Below are 19,072 nucleotides of genomic sequence, written 5' to 3'. Positions count from 1 at the left end.
TGTTTTTTTACTCTTCTTCCGTTCCCGGTTTTTTCTTGCGGAACTTCGCCAATACTTCATATACGATTGGCACGATCAAGAGCGTCAGAAGCGTTGAACTGATTAAACCGCCGATAACCGTGACGCCGAGTCCTTTTGAAATGACCTGGCTTCCGCCTTCGAAGCCGAGCGCTAATGGAATCAAGGCGCCGATTGTCGCAATGGCTGTCATCAGGATCGGACGGAGTCGTGTAGAGCCGGCTTCCAGAAGCGCTTCTCTCGTAGACAGACCTTCCGCTTCCTTATGAATCACGCGGTCAATTAAGACAATCGCATTCGTCACAACGATACCGATCAGCATGAGCATACCGATCATTGCGTTCAGACTGATCGTTTCACCTGATACGTAAAGTCCAACCAGGGCACCGATGATTGTGAACGGCAATGAGAACAGGATCGCAAATGGCGCTAATGCTCCGCCGAAGGTAATCACGAGCACAAGGTAAACGATCGCTATTGCTGCCAGCATCGCTAAACCGAGCTTCGTGAAGGAATCAGCGATATCCGCGGATACACCGCCTGTGTCAATCGATACGTTATCAGGATGGTCTAGCTTATCGATTTTCTTCTGTACAGCAGCTGATACGGCTGTGACGTTGTCAGATGTAACCTCACCTGTGACATCCGCATAGACTTTTCCGTCACGTTTTGACACGGTATCTGATGTTGATCCTTCTTTCACTTTTGCCACATCGCCGATTTTGACTTCCTGGCCAGTCGCGGAAGTGATCTTTTTATTCTCTAAATCTTTCACACTCTTATACTCGTCTTTTTCTGTCTTAATGTTCACATCAAGCTCTTTGCCGTCTTTTTTCACAGTTGTGAGCGGTTCTTGTGATGTTTGTGACATTAAGGCTTGAGAAATTTGAGACGCGGTTAAACCGAGCTTGCTTAATTTTTCTTGGTCAGCGACAAATGTGTACTCATCATATGTGCTGGAAAGGCCTGAATTTACGTTTTTCAGATCCTTTTCATCTTTCATGATTTTTTCAATGTCTTTGACTGTGTCTTTAATGTCGTTTTCAGAATCGCCATACACATAGTATGTTAATTCGTTGTTATTGCCTGAAGAGCTGAAGTCCTGTGACTTCCATTCTCCGCGGTCAGATTGCTTTTGGATGGCCTTCAGCACGTTGTCTTTTTCTTTATCAAAGTCAGGCGTGTCGCTTTCATATTTGATATAGAATAACGCACCGTTAGAATCTCCTCCGGCAAGCGGGCTGCCAGAGCCTAATGAATACTGAACCGTATCGACATGCTTGCGGTCAAGCAGGATTTTTTCCGCTTTTTCAGCTTCTTTTTCGGCTTCTTTTTTCGTTTCACCCGGTTCTGGGCTGTATGTGAGCTGCATCGTTTTTTCTTCCTCGGACGGCAGGTAGCTGGCACCGATTAACGGTACAAGGAACAAGCTTCCAAGGAGCATTAGAACAGCGATGATAGACGTGATCCATTTATGGCTCAGCGCCCAGTTCAATACTTTTTTATAGATGTTTGCAAGTCTGCCTGGTTTGTGTTCTTTTGCTTTCATCGGCGCACCGGTTAATGATTTTTTGAACAGGCTGTGTGCGAGCATCGGCACAAGCGTGATCGAAATCAACAGTGATGCGGCAAGCGCAAAAACAATCGTTAAGGCAAATGGAATAAACAATTCACCGATTTGTCCGCCTACAAGTGCGAGCGGCAGGAATACCGCGATGGTCACGATCGTCGATGACATGATCGGCTTAAACATTTCCTTCGTCGCTTCACGAACCAAGGCTTTTCCGCGGAGCGGCTCATCCTTGAGTCTCATGCGGCGGTAAATGTTCTCGATCACAACGATGGAGTCATCGACGACACGTCCGATGGCGACGGTCATTGCGCCGAGCGTCATAATATTCAGTGTGATATCAAGCTGCTGCAGCACAAGGAGTGCGATCAGCAATGATAATGGAATTGAAACTACCGAAATTAATGTAGATTTGATATCTCTTAAGAATAAGAGAATAATCACAATCGCAAAAATAGCACCGAAGATGGCTTTACTTAACATCGTGTCAACTGACTGTGTGATCGGCTCCGCCATGTCGAGAGTTGCGCTGTAGTTGAAGCCTTTATGGTCTTCTTTGAACTTCTTCAGCTCAGCTTTGACATTGTCGGCAACCTCTACGGTATTCGCATCGTTTGCTTTAACGATGTTGATGCCGATGCTGTCTTTGCCATTTGTGCGTGAAACGGATTCAGCTTTTTTCACATCTTTAATTGTAGCAATGTCAGAAAGCTTGACCGTCGGCACTGCTGTGCTTGCGCTTTGCTGTGCCTGTGCTGCAGCTTGCGCACTTTGAGCTGCTTGTGCACTTTGAGCCGCCGCTTGAGATGCTGCGCTGCTGCCTGCACTTGAAGCAGATGCCGTAGGAATTCTCATATTCTTCAAATCTTTAATTGTTTCAATATCGCCGCTGACGACGACAGATTTTTCTTCATTTCCGAATGTGTACAAGCCAAGCGGAGTTGTCACATCTGAACCTTGAATCACTTTCTTCACAGTATCTTCATCAAGGCCGTATTCTTTCAGTTTGTCTTCTTTGAAAGAGAATTCAACCTCTTCCACCTGCTGGCCTGATACTTGGACGGACGCAACGCCTTCTATGCCTTCAAGCTTAGAAACGAGGCTGTCCTCCACTTTTTTCGTCAGCTCTTGCAGGTTATCTTTATCACTGGACACGCTCAGCGTCAGAATCGGGAATGAGTTCAAGCTGTAGCGTGAAATCTCCGGATCCTTCGCGTCATCAGGCAGACTGACGTTTTCTAACGCTTCAGCCGCTTCTGTTTTTGCTTTGTCCATGTCTTTCTCATAATCATATTCAATCATGACCGACGATGCGTTTTCATAGGACGTCGACGTCACAACGCTGACACCGTCCAAGTTCTGAACGGCTTGTTCAACCGGTTTGGTCACTTCATCAGCCACTTGGCTTGGTGTCGCACCCGGATATGTCGTGCTGATCGTCAAGTAAGGCATGTTCACGTCAGGAATAGACTCTTGCTTCATATTCATACCCGCATACAAGCCGGCTGCCGTTACAATAATCGTCATCAGCCATACGGCGAATTTGTTTTTCAGAACGAAATTAATAACGTGATTCATCATATCCTCCATTACATTTTTTATTGACTGACTGGTCATTCTATATAATACTAAACGTTATAACGCAACAACGTCAACTCATATACCAGAAAATTTTACTAAATTTTTCAAGGATTAAGGGGAAGGCACGTCATGAATGAAAAAAAAGAGAAAATCATAAAAACCAGCATTCGTTTATTTGCGAAAAAAGGATTCGCAGCTACGACGATCCAGGAAATCGCCAGTGAATGCGGCATTTCAAAGGGCGCTTTTTATTTGCACTTCAAATCGAAAGAAGCGCTGCTGTTATCTGCCTGTGAATATTACATCGGTATGTCTATGACCAAAATGAAAGATATAGAAGAAGATCTCGCCGGAAAGCCGCCTAAGGAAGTGTTAAAAAAGCAAATTGGCGCTCAATTTGAAGATTTTCGCGATCATAAAGATTTTATTGTTCTTTTACTTACCGAAAATATCATTCCGGAAAATCAAGAAATCAAGCAATACTTTTACAAAGTAACCATGGAGACGGATAAGCTGTACCGGAACGCCTTGCTGGTATCCTATGGCGAAGGAATCGAGCGGTACGTCGCGGATCTGTCTATCATGGCAAGAGGCATTGTGCATTCCTATATGAATGTGATGGTATTTAACAGTGAGCTTAATATCGGTGCAGAGGAAATCTCAGCCTTTATCATCGAGAGACTGGATGATCTTGTACAGGGGCTGAGCCGTTCAAACCTCAATCCGATCGTGCCAAAAGAAATTTTCACTCCGATGCCTGCGGGGAAAGACCAGCTGCTTGAGGACATTCAGAAAGTGAAAGAAAACAGCACGCTGCCCGAGGATATCACAGTGTCACTCGATGTGATCGAGGAAGAACTGGCTCAGGCTAAACCGCGCAAGCCGATTATAAAAGGCATGCTGTCCAATTTGACCGGAACCAATAACGAAGAAGTTGAAAAACTTCGGGCTCTGATCTCTGTCTTTATCTCCATTTAACCATAAAAAAGCAGCCTCTAAGGGCTGCTTTTTTATTAGCGTTTTTTAATTTCTTCAAGCAGAATTTTGTTGACCATCGGCGGGTTGGCTTGTCCTTTGGACGCTTTCATAATCTGTCCGACCAGGAAGCCGATCGCACGGTCTTTTCCGTTTTTAAAGTCTTCGATTGATTGAGGATTATTGTCAAGCGCTTCTGTTACAAGCTTCAGAAGCACGCCTTCGTCAGAAATCTGAACAAGGCCTTTCTCTTTTACAATCTTCTCAGCGTCGCCGCCTTTTTCAATCAATTCTTTAAACACTTTCTTCGCGATCTTAGAAGAAATGGTGCCTTTTTCAATCAATTTGATCATGCCGGCAAGGCCTTCAGGTGTCAGGGCAACGTCGGCAAGCTCTTTTTGCTCAGCGTTTAGGTAAGCTGACACTTCACCCATCAGCCAGTTAGACGCTTGTTTGGCTTCAGCGCCTTTTTGAACGGTTTCTTCGAAGAAATCAGCCATTTCTTTTGTCAGCGTCAGAACCATCGCGTCATATGCAGGCAAGCCAAGCTCTTCGATATAACGCTTGCGGCGCTCATCCGGAAGCTCAGGAATGGTTGCTTTTACGCGTTCCTTCCATTCATCATCAATGTAGAGCTCGACAAGGTCTGGCTCTGGGAAGTAACGATAGTCGTCAGATCCCTCTTTGACACGCATGAGAATGGTTTTCTTCGTTGCTTCATCATAACGGCGCGTTTCCTGCTGGATGACGCCGCCGGAAAGAAGAACCTGCTCTTGGCGTTTTTCTTCATGCTCAAGGCCTTTTTGAACAAACGCAAAGGAGTTCAAGTTTTTCAATTCTGTTTTTGTGCCGAATTCCTCTTGGCCGATCGGACGAAGAGAGATATTGGCATCACAGCGAAGTGAGCCTTCTTCCATTTTACAGTCGGAAACGCCTGTATATTGGATGATGGATTTCAGCTTTTCAAGATACGCGTACGCTTCTTCCGGCGTGCGGATATCCGGCTCAGATACGATCTCAACAAGCGGCGTTCCCTGGCGGTTAAAGTCAACAAGAGAATAGCCGTCGCCTGTATGCGTCAGTTTTCCGGCATCCTCTTCAAGGTGAAGACGCGTGATGCCGATGCGTTTTGTTTTTCCGCCGACTTCAATTTCGATCCAGCCGTTTTCGCCGATCGGCTTATCAAATTGAGAAATCTGATACGCTTTCGGGTTGTCAGGATAGAAATAGTTTTTGCGGTCGAACTTCGTATCCGTTGCGATCTCACAGTTAAGCGCCATAGCGGCTTTCATTGCGAATTCAACGGCTTCTTTGTTCAGGACAGGCAGGACACCCGGGTATCCGAGGTCAATGACGCTTGTCTGCGTATTCGCCTCCGCGCCGAATGGCGTTGGAGAACTTGAGAAAATTTTTGATTTTGTTTTTAACTCAACGTGGACTTCAAGTCCGATTACCGTTTCAAAGTTCAATTCTTTTCACCCCTTACAATTCAGGTTTTGCTTTATGATGGTCTGTCGCTTGTTCAAATGCATGGGCAACACGGTATACAGTGCTTTCATCAAAGTGTTTTCCGATGATTTGCAGGCCGAGCGGAAGTCCGTCTGCTAATCCGCATGGCACACTGATTCCCGGTACGCCGGCAAGGTTGACCGGAATCGTTAAGATATCGTTTGCGTACATTGTGAGCGGATCTTTCGTGTTTTCACCGATTTTAAACGCAGGTGTCGGTGTAGTCGGTCCGACAATGACATCATATTTCTCAAATACGTCTTCGAAATCTTTCTTAATCAACGTACGCACTTTTTGCGCTTTTTTGTAGTACGCATCGTAGTAGCCTGAGCTTAAAGCGAACGTTCCTAGCATAATGCGGCGTTTGACTTCATTACCGAAACCTTCAGCGCGCGTTTGCTTGTAAAGGTCGATCAGGTTATCCGCGTTGTCTGTGCGGTAGCCGTAGCGGATGCCGTCAAAGCGTGCAAGGTTCGCTGATGCCTCAGAAGATGACAGCAGGTAATATGTCGCAAGCGCGTATTTACTGTGCGGAAGAGACACTTCTTCCCATGTAGCGCCGAGGCCTTCAAGGACTTTTAGGGCTGCCAGGACAGATTCTCTCGCTTCTTTGCCGACACCTTCACCAAGGTATTCTTTCGGAACGGCGATTTTCAGTCCTTTGATGTCGCCAGTTAATGAAGAAAGAAAATCAGGCACGTCCACATTGGCACTCGTGGAGTCCATTTTGTCTACGCCGGAAATCGCTTGAAGCAAAAATGCGTTATCCTCAACCGTACGGGTAATCGGACCGATTTGGTCTAATGAAGACGCAAATGCGACCAGTCCGTAACGAGATACACGTCCGTATGTTGGCTTTAATCCGACAACGCCGCAGAAAGATGCCGGCTGACGGATGGAGCCGCCTGTGTCAGATCCAAGAGAAAACGGAACTTCTCCCGCAGCAACCGCAGCCGCTGAACCGCCGCTTGAACCGCCGGGAACTGTTTCTAAGTTCCAAGGGTTTTTCGTCAGCTTGTAAGCTGAGTTTTCGGTAGATGATCCCATGGCGAATTCGTCCATGTTCAGTTTTCCGATTGTGACTGCTTCAGCGTCTTGAAGGCGCTGAACGACAGTAGCGTCGTAGATCGGATCGAAGTTTTCAAGAATTTTGCTGGAGCATGTTGTGCGCAGCCCTTTTGTTACGATATTATCTTTTACGCCGATCGGCATACCGAATAGAAGACCATGCTCAGAACGGCCGTCAACCGCCTCATCAAGCTCCTTCGCGTATGCGCGCGCTCTTTCTTCATCTAATGCCAAAAAGGCTTGTACCTTATCATCAACCGCTTGGATGCGTTTATAAGATTCATCAACCAGATCAGAAATCTTAATCTCTTTTTTATGTATCAGCTGTTTTAATTCTGTGATTTTATGATCAAACAATGACATTCTTGTGTCCCTCCTTTAGTCCAGAATTGATGGCACACGAATATAGCCGTCTTTATGGTCAGGCGCATTTTTCATGACATCCTCAACCGGAAGACCTTTACCCGCTTCATCTTCTCTCATGACATTTTTCATTTTCAGCACGTGAGTTGTAGGCTCCACATTGTCTGTGTTGACCTCATTCAGCTCCTCGGCAAAGGAAATGATGCTGTCGAGCTGTTCAGTGAACATCTTTGCTTCTTCTTCAGTAATCGCAAGTCGTGCAAGGTGCGCAACGTGCTTTACTTCTTCTATTGAAATTCGTGACATATGATCCACCTCCACATATTTCTCCGTTAAGTCATATAATACTGATCATATCAAAAACAAGCCCTTTAAAGCAACAAAACGCCTTAAGACAGGCCTGTGTTTTCGAAACAATACCCTATATATTTTATACTAAAATGAGACGAAGGAGAAACGAAATATTTTTCTGAATATTTTTACTTTTATTATTTTTCGAAAGCGTTTTATTCTTTATTCCCTTCTAGGTTTGCGGCGGTATTTCCCGCTCATGAGCAAGGTTTCATTGCTTGAATGGCCGGGAATACTTTGTTAGGTTAAGTTACCAAGTGCACTCCTAAAAGAATTTCTTTTGTTTCGCACTTACGCCAGGCTGCTTAACTGGCACCATCAATTTGAGAGGTGATGCAACATTATTAGAAATGAAGAGAGGGTAAATCGTGAGTATTGAAATTATTATATCTTTAGGAATTTACTTTACTGCCATGCTGTTAATCGGCTGGTACTCGTTTAAGAAAACAACTGATATCAACGATTACATGCTTGGAGGAAGAGGCCTCGGACCGTTTGTCACAGCTTTGTCTGCCGGAGCGGCGGATATGAGTGGATGGATGCTGATGGGAATTCCAGGGGCAATGTTTGCGACAGGCTTGTCGACACTATGGCTAGCACTCGGTTTGACAATCGGCGCGTATTCGAACTATCTTCTTTTGGCTCCACGTCTTAGAGCGTATACGGAAGCGGCGGATGACGCGATTACGATTCCCGATTTTTTTGATAAACGATTCCAGCATTCTTCGTCAGTGCTGAAAATTGTATCAGCTTTAATCATTATGATCTTTTTCACACTGTATACTTCTTCAGGTATGGTATCAGGCGGAAGATTATTTGAATCTGCTTTTGGAGCCGATTATACACTTGGACTCCTGCTGACTGCAGGCGTTGTCGTGTTATATACACTGTTTGGCGGTTTCCTTGCTGTCAGTCTGACTGACTTTGTACAGGGTGCGATCATGTTTGCAGCACTAGTGCTTGTGCCGATCGTTGCTTTTACCCAGCTGGGCGGCGTTTCTCCTGCTTTACATGAGATTACAGCTGTAAACCCAAAGCTATTGGATATTTTTAAAGGCGCGAGCGTCATTAGCATTATTTCTTATTTGGCTTGGGGCTTAGGCTACTATGGTCAGCCTCATATCATCGTCCGTTTTATGGCGATTAAGCATATCAAGGATTTAAAACCTGCGCGCAGAATCGGTATGAGCTGGATGATTATCTCCATTCTTGGTTCAACCGTAACGGGTTTAGTCGGTGTGGCTTACGCCCATAAATTCGGAGTTGCTGTAAGTGATCCTGAAACAATTTTCATTATTTTTTCTAAAATATTGTTCCATCCATTGATTACTGGATTTTTGCTGTCTGCTATTTTAGCAGCCATTATGAGTTCGATCTCTTCTCAGCTCTTGGTAACAGCAAGCGCAATGACAGAAGACTTATACCGGACATTTTTCAGACGTGAAGCATCAGATAAAGAATTGGTCTTGGCCGGCCGGCTGTCAGTATTGATTATCGCGGTCATTGCGATTCTGATGTCCTTGAATCCAAGCAGCACGATTCTTGATTTGGTTGGTTATGCATGGGCCGGATTCGGTTCTGCTTTTGGGCCTGCCATTCTGCTGAGCCTGTATTGGAAACGGATGACTGAATGGGGCGCCCTTTCAGCCATGGTTGTTGGGGCTGCGACAGTATTAATTTGGATTACAACTGGTTTAGCTGACTCTACAGGCATCTATGAAATGATTCCAGGATTTTTCTTGAGTATGATTGCAGGTATTATTGGAAGCTTGATCACAAAACGTCCTGCAAAAGCCTCTTACCGATTATTCGGTGTCATGGAAAAGCTGTTAAAACGCAAAAAGTAAACAATAAGCCATCAAGCGCAGCTTGGTGGCTTTTGTGCTCTTGTTTTGCTATAAATACTGTGAGAAAATCATATTTATTTAAAAACACCTTAGAAAAGGGGGAAGTTTGCTGTTGAGCTGGTATATTGATCCTGATATTTTATTAAAATTGGGCATTGCAACATTGATTGGCATGGTCATCGGGCTTGAACGCGAATTAAAAAATAAGCCGCTCGGATTAAAAACCTGTATCGTCATCGCCGTCAGCTCATGCATGCTGACGATCGTCAGTATTAATGCGGCATATCATTTCCCTAAATACTACCGCATCATGATGGATCCGCTGCGTCTGCCGGCACAAATCATCTCCGGCGTCGGATTTATCGGAGCCGGTGTCATCCTGCGAAAAAGCAATGATGTCATTTCCGGCCTGACGACATCGGCCATGATCTGGGGTGCAGCGGGACTCGGGCTGGCAACGGGAGCCGGATTTTATAAAGAAGCGTTTGCCAGTCTTCTGTTCATCCTGATCAGCGTGGAATTTCTCCCATGGGCGGTCAGAAAAATCGGTCCCGACCGCCTGCAGGAAAAAGACATCCGCATCAGAATGTCACTTTCTGATAAGGACAAAATGACAGAGATTTTAAAAGAAATGAAAAGAAAAGATATCAAAACACACTCCGTCCGGATCGACGACCTGGGCGAAAAGGACTTTCCAATTATGGAAGTGAAGGTCCGCGTCCATAAAAACAGATACACGACTGATGTCTACTATGACATTAAAGCCATTGAAGGCGTAGTCGGCGTGAAGTGTGATACATTATAAAAGCCAATGGGGCGGAATCCCATTGGCTTTTTGCTGTCATCGAAAAAAACATTGAAGTCTCTATTATTTTCAAATAAAATACATATTAGTAAATAAATATAATAAAAGGAGATGTTCCTCATTACCAAATCACGGTTTACAGTAACTGTCACCCTCATTTTGACTGCTTTCTTAAGTATTTTTGCCATAACTGAATTCATATCCCCTCCTCATTCTCAATCATCCAAGAGCAGCAGCAAGAATCCTAAAAATATTATCCTAATCATCGGAGACGGAATGGGTATGCCGATGATTAACAGCTATAGGACATTAAAAAGCGAAAAGCTGAACACTCCCGTTCAAACAGCATGGGACTCTTATTTAACAGGCATGCAGATGACGCAACCTAACGATCCCAGAGACAATATCACTGATTCCTCGGCGGCTGCAACTGCCATGGCAACCGGAACGAAAACATATAATGACGCCATTGCTGTAGACAACAATCATCAGCGGCTCAAAAGCGTAACTGAAGCTGCAAAAGAGAAAAAGAAATCCGTCGGCATTGTCGTGACTTCGGACTTAACCGATGCCACTCCCGCTGCTTTCGGCGTACATAACGTCTCACGGAAAAACTACACTGAAATTGCTGACCAATACTATGATGAACGTATTAATGGATCTCATAAGGTTGATGTTTTACTTGGAGGCGGAGCGAAATATTTCATTCGCAATGACCGAAATCTTGCTGAAGAGTTCCGAAAAGACGGCTATCATTATGTGACCACGAAGCAAGACCTAAAAAAAAATCAGCACGAAAAACTGCTCGGACTGTTTGGAGAAGTTGAATTAGATAAAGCGATTGACAGAGAGAACAGCACACCCTCTCTAAAAGACATGACGGAAGCGGCACTCACCCAGTTACAGAAGAACGAAAACGGTTTTTTCATGCTTATGGAAGGAAGCAATATTGACAATGCAGCCCATGAAAATGACGTGGTGGGCGCTTTGAGCGAAATGGAAGATTTCGAGAAAGGCGTTCAAACTGCTCTGGATTTTGCGAAAAAAGATCAAGAAACGCTGGTTATTATTACAGCTGATCACTCTACAGGCGGGTTCTCTTACGGCGCAGAGGGAATGACGCGCGAGACCGGCTATAAATGGGACCCTTCCCCAATCATCGCCGCTAAAAAAACGCCGGGCTATATGGCAGAAAAGATCGCTGAAGGCCAAGATGCCGAAAAGGTGCTCAGCACTTATGTTGATATGAAGCTGACGGAAAACGAGATAAATCAGGTTCAAAATGCAGCCTCACAATCGAATACAGCTGAGATCCAAAAAAGCATTCAATGGATTTTTGATAAACGGTCTTTTTCCGGCTGGACGACATTAGCCCACACCGGGGAAGACGTACCGGTTTATGCTTACGGTCCGGGAAAGGAAAAATGGAAGGGGCTTATCGACAATACGCAGCAGGCAAAAAACATTTTTGCTATTTTTGAACAAAAATAAAAAACGCCGGCTCACTGCCGGCGTTTTTTGATTAAGGAGCGCCGCCCCAAAAGGGACCGGCGCAATTCTCTTAAGCTAACTTCGAAAAGTCAAATTCGGTTATCGGTGTTTGATTTTCGATATCGTTTCTGAATCCTTTCAGCATTTCTTTTTCTTCTTCTCCTATTTGATCCAGATCAAACATTTGATGGAGCAATCCATAAATCAGCATATGGCGCAGGCGAAGGAAATCTGGAATTTTCTTGAGCCATTCGGCGTCAATTTCATTTTCCTCCCTGTACCCTTTCATAAAATGCGTCATGAATTCTTCTGTAAAGGCTGCTTTATTTTCATAAGGAACAACCGGATACCATAGTACATTGTAGAGAAGAATGCTGATATCATTCACAAACCAGTTGTATCCGATATCATCAAAATCAAATGTAGTGATTTTCCCATGATCCCAGTTAAAATTACCATGATGAAGATCTGCGTGAACAAGGCCGTAGCTGTCACGGTTTTTTGGCAGCTGGCGCAACTCATTCATTAAATCGTCCGCCTGCTGAAAAACCTTTGTCTGATCTTCAGGAACATATTTTCTGAGCTTCAACTGCTCTTCTTCATCCCACTCCTGTCTTTTAAATGTAGGATTGCTCAGTTTATAGCTTTTTGTCAGGCTGTGCATCTTCCCTGTGTATCTGCCAAGCTCGAAAAATAGGGTTTCGTTCCAATCAGATTCGTCTACTTTATGGCCCGGCGCCTTTTCATACACTCTCAATAAAAATGCTCCGCCCTTTCCGTCCGGCACTTCCTCAACATCCTTACCGTTTAACGACGGGATTGGTTTGGCCACTGAAAGACCGCCTTCAGCAAGATGATGGAGCCATTCCATCTCTCCCATAATATAATCCGGCGACCGGCGAATCGTGTGTGTAATCTTTAAAATATAGGATTCATTGTCTTTAGCAAACTCATACACATAGTTTTCCGCATCCGCTAAAAACTGCACTTGATCTCTAGTAAATCCATATATAACGGCAGCTTCTGCCAAAACCTTTTCTTCATCAAATATTGCTTTAATATCTTTATGCATGCTGATTCTCCCTCTTCATATATTTAGATAATTCCCTTATCGTGTGTTTTTTCGCAAGATTCAAATCATCAACATACCAGCCTTTCTTTTCCATCTCTACTTCCATTTTGACAGCGAGCAGCGAATTTCCTCCCAAATCAAAGAAATCGTTGTCAATTCCTACAAAATCCAAGTGGAGAATTTGCTTCCAGATATCCGAGAGGATTTTTTGCTGTTCTGTCTCCGGTCCGCTATCTTCTGTTTCGGCTCCTAAATGTTCCTTTACTAACAGAGCACGCAAATGCTCCGGCTGATTGGTATCTAAGGCCATTAAATATGGAGAATGCAAGGATTTCTCAGCATGCAGCACTTCCCAATGAGCGTTTGTGTTTTCCATTAAAGCGGATTGCAATACGCCATCGGCAATTGCTTTCGCCTTTTTGCGAGGCGCTGGCTCTAACGAGGACACCCATTCGATATGGCCGCTTTGATCCTCTACCTCATTGACGGATATGTGATAAACCGTATTTAACGGGTCAGCCTCTTCCATAAAACGATGCTCAGCCAAAAACTCAGAAAAAGCCCGGTTTTTCCCTGATTTTTTATACTTCAACGACAACGTCGCAAGCTGTTTATCCCTTGCATATGAAGCAAGGCCGGATAGCACCTTATGTTCAATTCCTTTGCCTAGTGCGCGGCAGCTGAGCAGAAAAGTATCTATCTTTAATGAATCTTCTTTTTGGATTCCCATGATTGCACCGACGATGCCTTCATCACTGAATCTGTCCGCCGCTTCAACGACCCAGCCGATATGGCCGTCCGTATTGAGCCGCTGGGCAAGCTGCTCCTCACGATAGACTGACGGATTCATATTGAACTGATTAATTCTCGCACTCATTTGAGCAACTCGCGGCAAATGCTCTTCTGTCATCTCAGTCAAGGCTATACGCAGGTGTAAACCGGAAAGAAACTCTTCAAGAGAACGGGACGTATTCAAATCTATTTTTCTTTCTTGTGCTGCCAAGTATCGTTCCGTGCGCTTTTGATCAGCTTCTGTCACCCTGAACCTGTCAAATGCCCAGACATGTTCTAAGAACATTGGAATAGAATCTATATCTGACGGCAGAAGCAAGGTCAGAACCTCTGGCAGGCGTTCGTTCATTTCAAGGCATTGAGCCGGATCATCATCTAAGAATATGAACCGGTCCACTGAAATGTTCAGCTCGTCGGCCATTTCTTTCATGTTTCTGGCTTTCTCATCCCAATTAATGCGTGACAGGACAAAGTCCTCTTTCTTTAAAATCATATCTGGATGACGTTCAAACACATTCCAGACGTCTTCTTCATTATTCCTGCTTGAAAGCACAAGGAGCAGACCCTCTTCTTGTTTTTTCTTTAAAAATTGCTGCAGCGCTCGATGGGCAGGAGTAATAATGACTCCTTCCGCCCCAGCTTCAGACACGGTACCGCTCCACAAAGTGCCGTCACAATCGATGGCGGCCGCTTTAAATGGCGGTTTGAGCCATGCCGTCAACTCACGCGCCACCCGTGTTCCCATCGCCGCGTAAAATTCTTCAGTAAACGGTATTCTTGCCGCTCTTTCACTGTGCGGGTCAAATATGGCATCAAGCTGGTATGTTTGATGCAGCTGGCGAAGATCAATCAAATGTACATCCGTTTCTTTAGCAAGCTGCGCGATCCAATTCTGCTGGCATTGCACAAGAATGTCCCGGAGCTCCTGCTCTTTCACATTTTCCAGCGGCAGCAATCCAATGAAATAAGGCACTTCCTTTTTCTTTTGTTTCATGATGGCGAGCAGTTCATCTGAATTATATTGAACGTGAGCTATTCTTTCTTCCAAAGAAAGACCCGCATCCCCCGCCATATCCTCAAGGCGAATCAACAGCAGGTTGGCACCGTTTTTTTGCCTTGACAGCAAGCTTTCTTCATTAAGCAATTCTTGAAACACCTGGCCGTAAGGAGACAGCTTTATATCTAAATTGATATCAAACTGTTCGCCCCACCATTTTAGGTAAGGCACAATCGGATCAGCTGTAAAATTGGAACAAATGGTTAATGGGCACGAGATGACTCGGTTTGACTCTCTCTCCCTTTTCCGCTCGGCCTCTTCCTGCTCTTTTTGGCTCAGCACCGGAATGTCCTTAATGCATTTTTCAGGCTCTTCTGCAGCTTTTTCAGCAAGAGAGATAAAATGAGAAACAAATGCCTGCATGGATTCATGAGTGAAAAGCGACCGGTTGTATTGAAGCACACATTTAAGCTCTCCCGTCACTTCCTTCACGACGTCCATTTTCATATCAAGCTTTGAAATGCCCTTTGCGAATTCGTATGTTTCAAATGTTAATCCGCCAGCCTCTATTTTTATATTCGGGTCATACTCATTATGATAGATCAGCATGGTGTCAAAGAAAGGGTTGCGGTTCGGCTTGATCACCGGCTGCAGCGCTTCTGCCATTTGATCGTATGGATAATCCTGATGGTCATAAGCTTCAAGCAGAGTTTGTTTTGTGTGCTGAAGGTTGCCGACAAACGACTCTTCAGGATTCAAATGAATTTTGATCGGCAAAAAGTTTGTAAACATACCGATCGTATTCTCAATATCCGCATGACGCCGGCCTGCCACCAATGACCCAATCATCAGCTCTTGCTGTTTTGTATAACTGGACAAAAGCATGGCATAGAGCTGAAACAGCATGACATTGTTTGTCAGCTGCTGCGCCTCTCCGATTTTCTCAAGCTTTTCTAAAACGCGCGGCGGGATTGTAAACTTGATCGCCCTGCCTAAAAAGCTTTGTTCTTTTCGTTCGTAATCAAGAGGCATATTCAGCACAGGCACTTCACCCTCAAGCTGCTTCAGCCAATACTCTTTTTGGCGTTTAAACATATCACTATTAAAAAATGTCTGCTGCCACTCCGCATAATCTTTATACTGAATGATGTTTTCTGGGAGCTGTTCCCCTCTATATAATTGGGTGAATTCTTTTATAAAAATATTCATTGAGGCGCCGTCCGCCACAATATTATGCATATCAACAAGCAACGCATGTTTTTCTTCCTCGATTTTGACGAATTTCACCCGAATTAATGGAGAAACCTTAAGATCAAACGGCCGTATAAATGAACTGATTTCGTCATCAAGCTCATCCATTTTCGCTTCGGTTTGTTCAATCGAAAATTCAAAGTTTTGATGGATTCGCTGCACAGGTTCTCCATCCTTAATTTCAAACGTTGTACGCAGTGTTTCATGCCTTTCAATCAGCTTTTTGAATGTGTCCTCGAAGCGGACGGCATCAATTTTCCCGAAGCATAAAAGAGCCATCGGCATGTTATATGTGGTGACTTGCCCGATTCTTTGATGAATCAAATACGTTCTCCGCTGTGCAGCTGACAGCCTGTATACGTCTTTTTTCTCTGAAGGCAGGATGGATGTATATTGTTGTCGGTCAGAGCGATCAATAAGCGCGGCAAGCGCACGGATTGTCGGGTGCTGGAATACATCGCTTAACGTCAGCTCCGCTCCAAATTCCTTATGAATGCGGGAAATCAGACCAGTGGCGTTTAATGAATGCCCGCCTGTTTCAAAGAAATGGGTATCTAATGTGACATGTTTGACTCCGAGAATGTCTTTCCACATAGCAGCCAAGACCGTCTCTGTCTCATTAAATTGAATATCTGCTTCTGCATCAGCTGTCTGCCCGTCATTTGCTTGCTCAGGCACTAAAAGCTGAAAATGTTCTGCCGCCGGTGTTCCCTGCTGTTCATTTGTCCGGCCAATCCAGTATCTTTCTCTTTCAAAAGGATATGTTGGAAGCGGAATAAGCTGGCATTGGTCCTGGTCATAAAAGGCTGTCCAATCGACCGGCACCCCGTGGAGCCACATATCACCCAGCCTGCTCAGCAAATAACGGTAATCAGAAGCCGTCTCCTTTGGATGCCTCATCAGCTGGATTGCAATATGCTGCTTGTCCTCTGCCTGATACAATTTGCTGACAAACGAACGCAGCGCATTTCCAGGGCCGACCTCTATAAAAATTGGATCCAGTTCTTCTTTTAAGCGTTTTGCGCAGTTCATAAATCTGACGGTTCCCCGCAAATGATCAGTCCAATATGCCGGGTCTTTAGCTTCCTCGTCAGTGATCCAGTCTCCGGTTACATTTGAGACAAACGGGATCTTTTGTTTTTTAAATTGATAGGCTGAGAGCTTTTGTTTCATGCTTTCTAAAACCGGTTCCATCATATACGAATGGAAGGCATGTGATGTATGAAGCTTTCTGCAACTGTGCCCTTCGGCGTTCAGCTTCCTTTCCAATGCATCAATCGCACTTGATTCTCCTGATACAACACATGAATCCGATGCATTCACGGCAGCGATTGAAATGGTTCCGTCTATATACGGTTTAATGTCTGCTTCGCTTAAGGAAACGCTAAGCATAGAACCGGACGGCAGATTTTGGAGCGCTGCCCCTCGATAGCTGACGATGTCAAGAGCATCTTCCAATGAGAGCACACCTGAAATGGCTGCAGCCGTATACTCACCGATGCTGTGTCCCGCCATTGCTTTCGGCTTAATTCCCCAGTGGATCAGCATTTTTGCAAGTGCATATTCGATACAGAACAAAAGGGGCTGTGTATATTCAGTTTGGTTAATCAGATTCGCGTCATGCTTTTGATTGTCAGAGAAAACCACCGTGCGCGGATCTATGTCCATATGATTTTTTAATATGTCAAAACAGGCGTCGAGCTCCTTCTTGAAAATCGGTACAGTATCGTAAAGCCCTTTAGCCATATCAACATACTGCGCCCCCTGTCCCGGAAAAAGAAAGACAACGGGCCGGCTTGCAGATTGAGAACTGCCGGTTTTAACAGACTCATAGTCATTTTCATGAATAGCCTGAAGAAACTCAGGCACATCCGCTGCCACAATCGCTTTTTTATATGGAAATGAATGGCGCCCTGCTTTGAGGGTATATGCCGCGGCTGCAAAATCGGTCTGCGGATTTTGCACAAAATAGTTTGACAGCCGTTCTGTCATGCTGTTTAAAGCGGCCGGTGTTTTGGCTGACAGCAATAAGAGTTCAGCGTCATGTCTTTCCGCTGCCTTGTGCTGCGCCGGCGCTTCCTCTAATATGACATGGGCATTTGTTCCCCCAATGCCAAATGAGCTAACGCCCGCTCTGCGCGGAAATTCACTTTCTTCCCAAGGGGTGAGTTCCGTATTGACGACAAATGGTGATTGCTCAAAATCGATTTTGGCGTTTGGCTTTTCGAAATTCAGAGTCGGCGGAATCACTTTATGCTTTAAGCTTAGAACTGCTTTCATAAATCCAGCTACACCAGACGCATCATTTAAATGACCGATGTTGGATTTGACAGAACCAATTCTGCAGTAGCCGCGACGGTCTGTTTGGTAAGCTTGTTTTAATGCTTCAATTTCTATCGGATCACCGAGTGTCGTCCCTGTTCCGTGAGCCTCGACATAGGTAATGGTTTCAGGCTCCACCTCGGCCATGTGCAGGGCTGTTTTGATCGCGGTTACCTGGCCTTTGGTGCTCGGCGCTGTATATCCAACCTTTCTGCTGCCGTCATTATTGATTGCAGTACCTTTTATAACAGCATAAATATGGTCTCCGTCTGCTTCAGCATCTTCTAGCGTTTTCAAAATGACCGCTCCCGCTCCGTCTCCAAATACTGTGCCTGCCGCCTCATCATCAAAGACGCGGCAATGTCCGTCCGGAGAATGGATCATACCTTCTTGGTAGAGATACCCGGACTTTTGCGGGAGGCGGATAGAGACTCCGCCTGCAACCGCCATATGGCAGTCCCCATTTAACAAAGCCTGAGCAGCAAGGTGAATAGAGACCATCGAGGTTGAGCAAGCGGTCTGCACCATCATGCTCGGCCCTTTCAGGTTAAGCTTATAAGAAATAAGTGTTGCCATGTAATCTCTCATATTCAAAACCGCTGTTTCCAGCGTCTTTGAGTCTTCTCCGGTCTTTGCTCCCTGAAGAGCCCTCAGCACCCATTCTGCATTGAGGCCCGCTCCGGTATAAAGGCCGATCTGCCCTTTGTAAGTGAAAGGATCGTAGCCGGCATCTTCCAAGGCAGTCCACACGCATTCATGAAAGATACGGAACTGCGGATCCATCATGGCAGCTTCCTTCGGCGTATAATCAAAGAAGCCGGCATCAAACAGATCTACATCCTCCACAATTCCTTTTGCTTTGACAAATCGCGGATCATTCAGCAGCTCTTCATTAACGCCCTCTTCTCTCAGCTCCTCATCAGTGAAAAAAGAAATCGTTTCTTTCGCATTTTTTAAATTGCTCCAAAACTCCTGCACGTTTTTTGCTCCCGGAAATCGGCCTGCCATGCCGATTACCGCAATTTCAGCTCCATGATTCGCATAATGAGAATTACTCATC

At 45.0% G+C, this 19,072-nt stretch carries 9 protein-coding genes and 1 pseudogene; 4 read left to right on the top strand and 6 right to left on the bottom strand.

All coding sequences use genetic code 11. The annotated features are described in order from the left end of the window. Positions 1-7: 7 nt before the first annotated feature. Positions 8-3,166: a surfactin resistance protein SrfP gene (gene srfP, locus NZD81_RS19425; protein ID WP_134975859.1), complete on the bottom strand. Its 3,159-nt coding sequence runs from the start codon at positions 3,164-3,166 to the stop codon at positions 8-10. Positions 3,167-3,298: 132 nt separating this feature from the next. Here srfP and NZD81_RS19420 point away from each other — a divergent pair. After that, positions 3,299-4,196: pseudogene (locus NZD81_RS19420) on the top strand (TetR/AcrR family transcriptional regulator). On the opposite strand, the gene gatB reads toward NZD81_RS19420, so the two are convergent. Genes gatB through gatC form a run of 3 tightly spaced genes read right to left on the bottom strand, consistent with a single transcriptional unit; the run spans position 4,183 to position 7,390 of the window. After that, positions 4,183-5,613: an Asp-tRNA(Asn)/Glu-tRNA(Gln) amidotransferase subunit GatB gene (gatB, locus tag NZD81_RS19415; protein WP_069149113.1), complete on the bottom strand. Its 1,431-nt coding sequence runs from the start codon at positions 5,611-5,613 to the stop codon at positions 4,183-4,185. The pseudogene NZD81_RS19420 and the gene gatB sit on opposite strands and share 14 nt — an antisense overlap. 13 nt (positions 5,614-5,626) lie before the next feature. After that, a complete protein-coding gene (gene gatA / locus NZD81_RS19410; RefSeq protein WP_003233901.1) occupies positions 5,627-7,084 on the bottom strand; it encodes an Asp-tRNA(Asn)/Glu-tRNA(Gln) amidotransferase subunit GatA in 1,458 nt (485 codons plus the stop codon). 15 nt (positions 7,085-7,099) lie between these two features. Then, positions 7,100-7,390 carry an Asp-tRNA(Asn)/Glu-tRNA(Gln) amidotransferase subunit GatC gene (gatC, locus tag NZD81_RS19405; protein ID WP_003219442.1) on the bottom strand — a complete coding sequence of 97 codons (291 nt, stop codon included), beginning with the start codon at positions 7,388-7,390 and terminating at the stop codon, positions 7,100-7,102. Between the two features lie 413 nt (positions 7,391-7,803). On the opposite strand from gatC, the gene putP reads away from it, so the two are divergent. From putP to NZD81_RS19390, 3 genes are all read left to right on the top strand, one after another. Next, complete coding sequence (putP, locus tag NZD81_RS19400; protein WP_014663094.1) at positions 7,804-9,282, top strand: sodium/proline symporter PutP; 1,479 nt, start codon at positions 7,804-7,806, stop codon at positions 9,280-9,282. Between the two features lie 106 nt (positions 9,283-9,388). Then, on the top strand, positions 9,389-10,087 hold the full coding sequence (locus NZD81_RS19395) for an MgtC/SapB family protein (protein ID WP_014663093.1): 699 nt from the start codon (positions 9,389-9,391) through the stop codon (positions 10,085-10,087). Positions 10,088-10,198: 111 nt separating this feature from the next. Next, positions 10,199-11,578 (top strand): alkaline phosphatase, encoded by a 1,380-nt coding sequence (locus NZD81_RS19390; RefSeq protein ID WP_282374050.1) that lies wholly within the window; start codon positions 10,199-10,201, stop codon positions 11,576-11,578. A 70-nt stretch (positions 11,579-11,648) separates the two neighbouring features. On the opposite strand, the gene NZD81_RS19385 is transcribed toward NZD81_RS19390, so the two are convergent. Beyond that, entirely contained in the window at positions 11,649-12,650 is a 1,002-nt protein-coding gene (locus NZD81_RS19385) for a phosphotransferase enzyme family protein (protein ID WP_136654982.1), read from the bottom strand. Continuing rightward, positions 12,643-19,071: a type I polyketide synthase gene (locus NZD81_RS19380; protein WP_289861072.1), complete on the bottom strand. Its 6,429-nt coding sequence runs from the start codon at positions 19,069-19,071 to the stop codon at positions 12,643-12,645. The genes NZD81_RS19385 and NZD81_RS19380 overlap by 8 nt, the downstream gene beginning before the upstream one ends. Between the last annotated feature and the right edge of the window lies 1 nt (position 19,072).

Source organism: Bacillus sp. B.PNR1, assembly GCF_030386235.1.
In the GTDB taxonomy this organism is placed as follows: Bacteria; Bacillota; Bacilli; order Bacillales; family Bacillaceae; genus Bacillus; species Bacillus stercoris.
This window is presented reverse-complemented; position numbering and strand designations above follow the sequence as displayed.

Excerpts from the sequence above, each read along its gene's own strand:
- NZD81_RS19380 (WP_289861072.1), bottom strand. The coding sequence starts at position 19,071 with ATGAGTAATTCTCATTATGCGAATCATGGAGCTGAAATTGCGGTAATC.
- NZD81_RS19385 (WP_136654982.1), bottom strand. The coding sequence starts at position 12,650 with ATGCATAAAGATATTAAAGCAATATTTGATGAAGAAAAGGTTTTGGCA.
- gatA (WP_003233901.1), bottom strand. The coding sequence starts at position 7,084 with ATGTCATTGTTTGATCATAAAATCACAGAATTAAAACAGCTGATACAT.
- srfP (WP_134975859.1), bottom strand. The coding sequence starts at position 3,166 with ATGAATCACGTTATTAATTTCGTTCTGAAAAACAAATTCGCCGTATGG.
- NZD81_RS19390 (WP_282374050.1), top strand. The coding sequence starts at position 10,199 with ATGTTCCTCATTACCAAATCACGGTTTACAGTAACTGTCACCCTCATT.
- gatC (WP_003219442.1), bottom strand. The coding sequence starts at position 7,390 with ATGTCACGAATTTCAATAGAAGAAGTAAAGCACGTTGCGCACCTTGCA.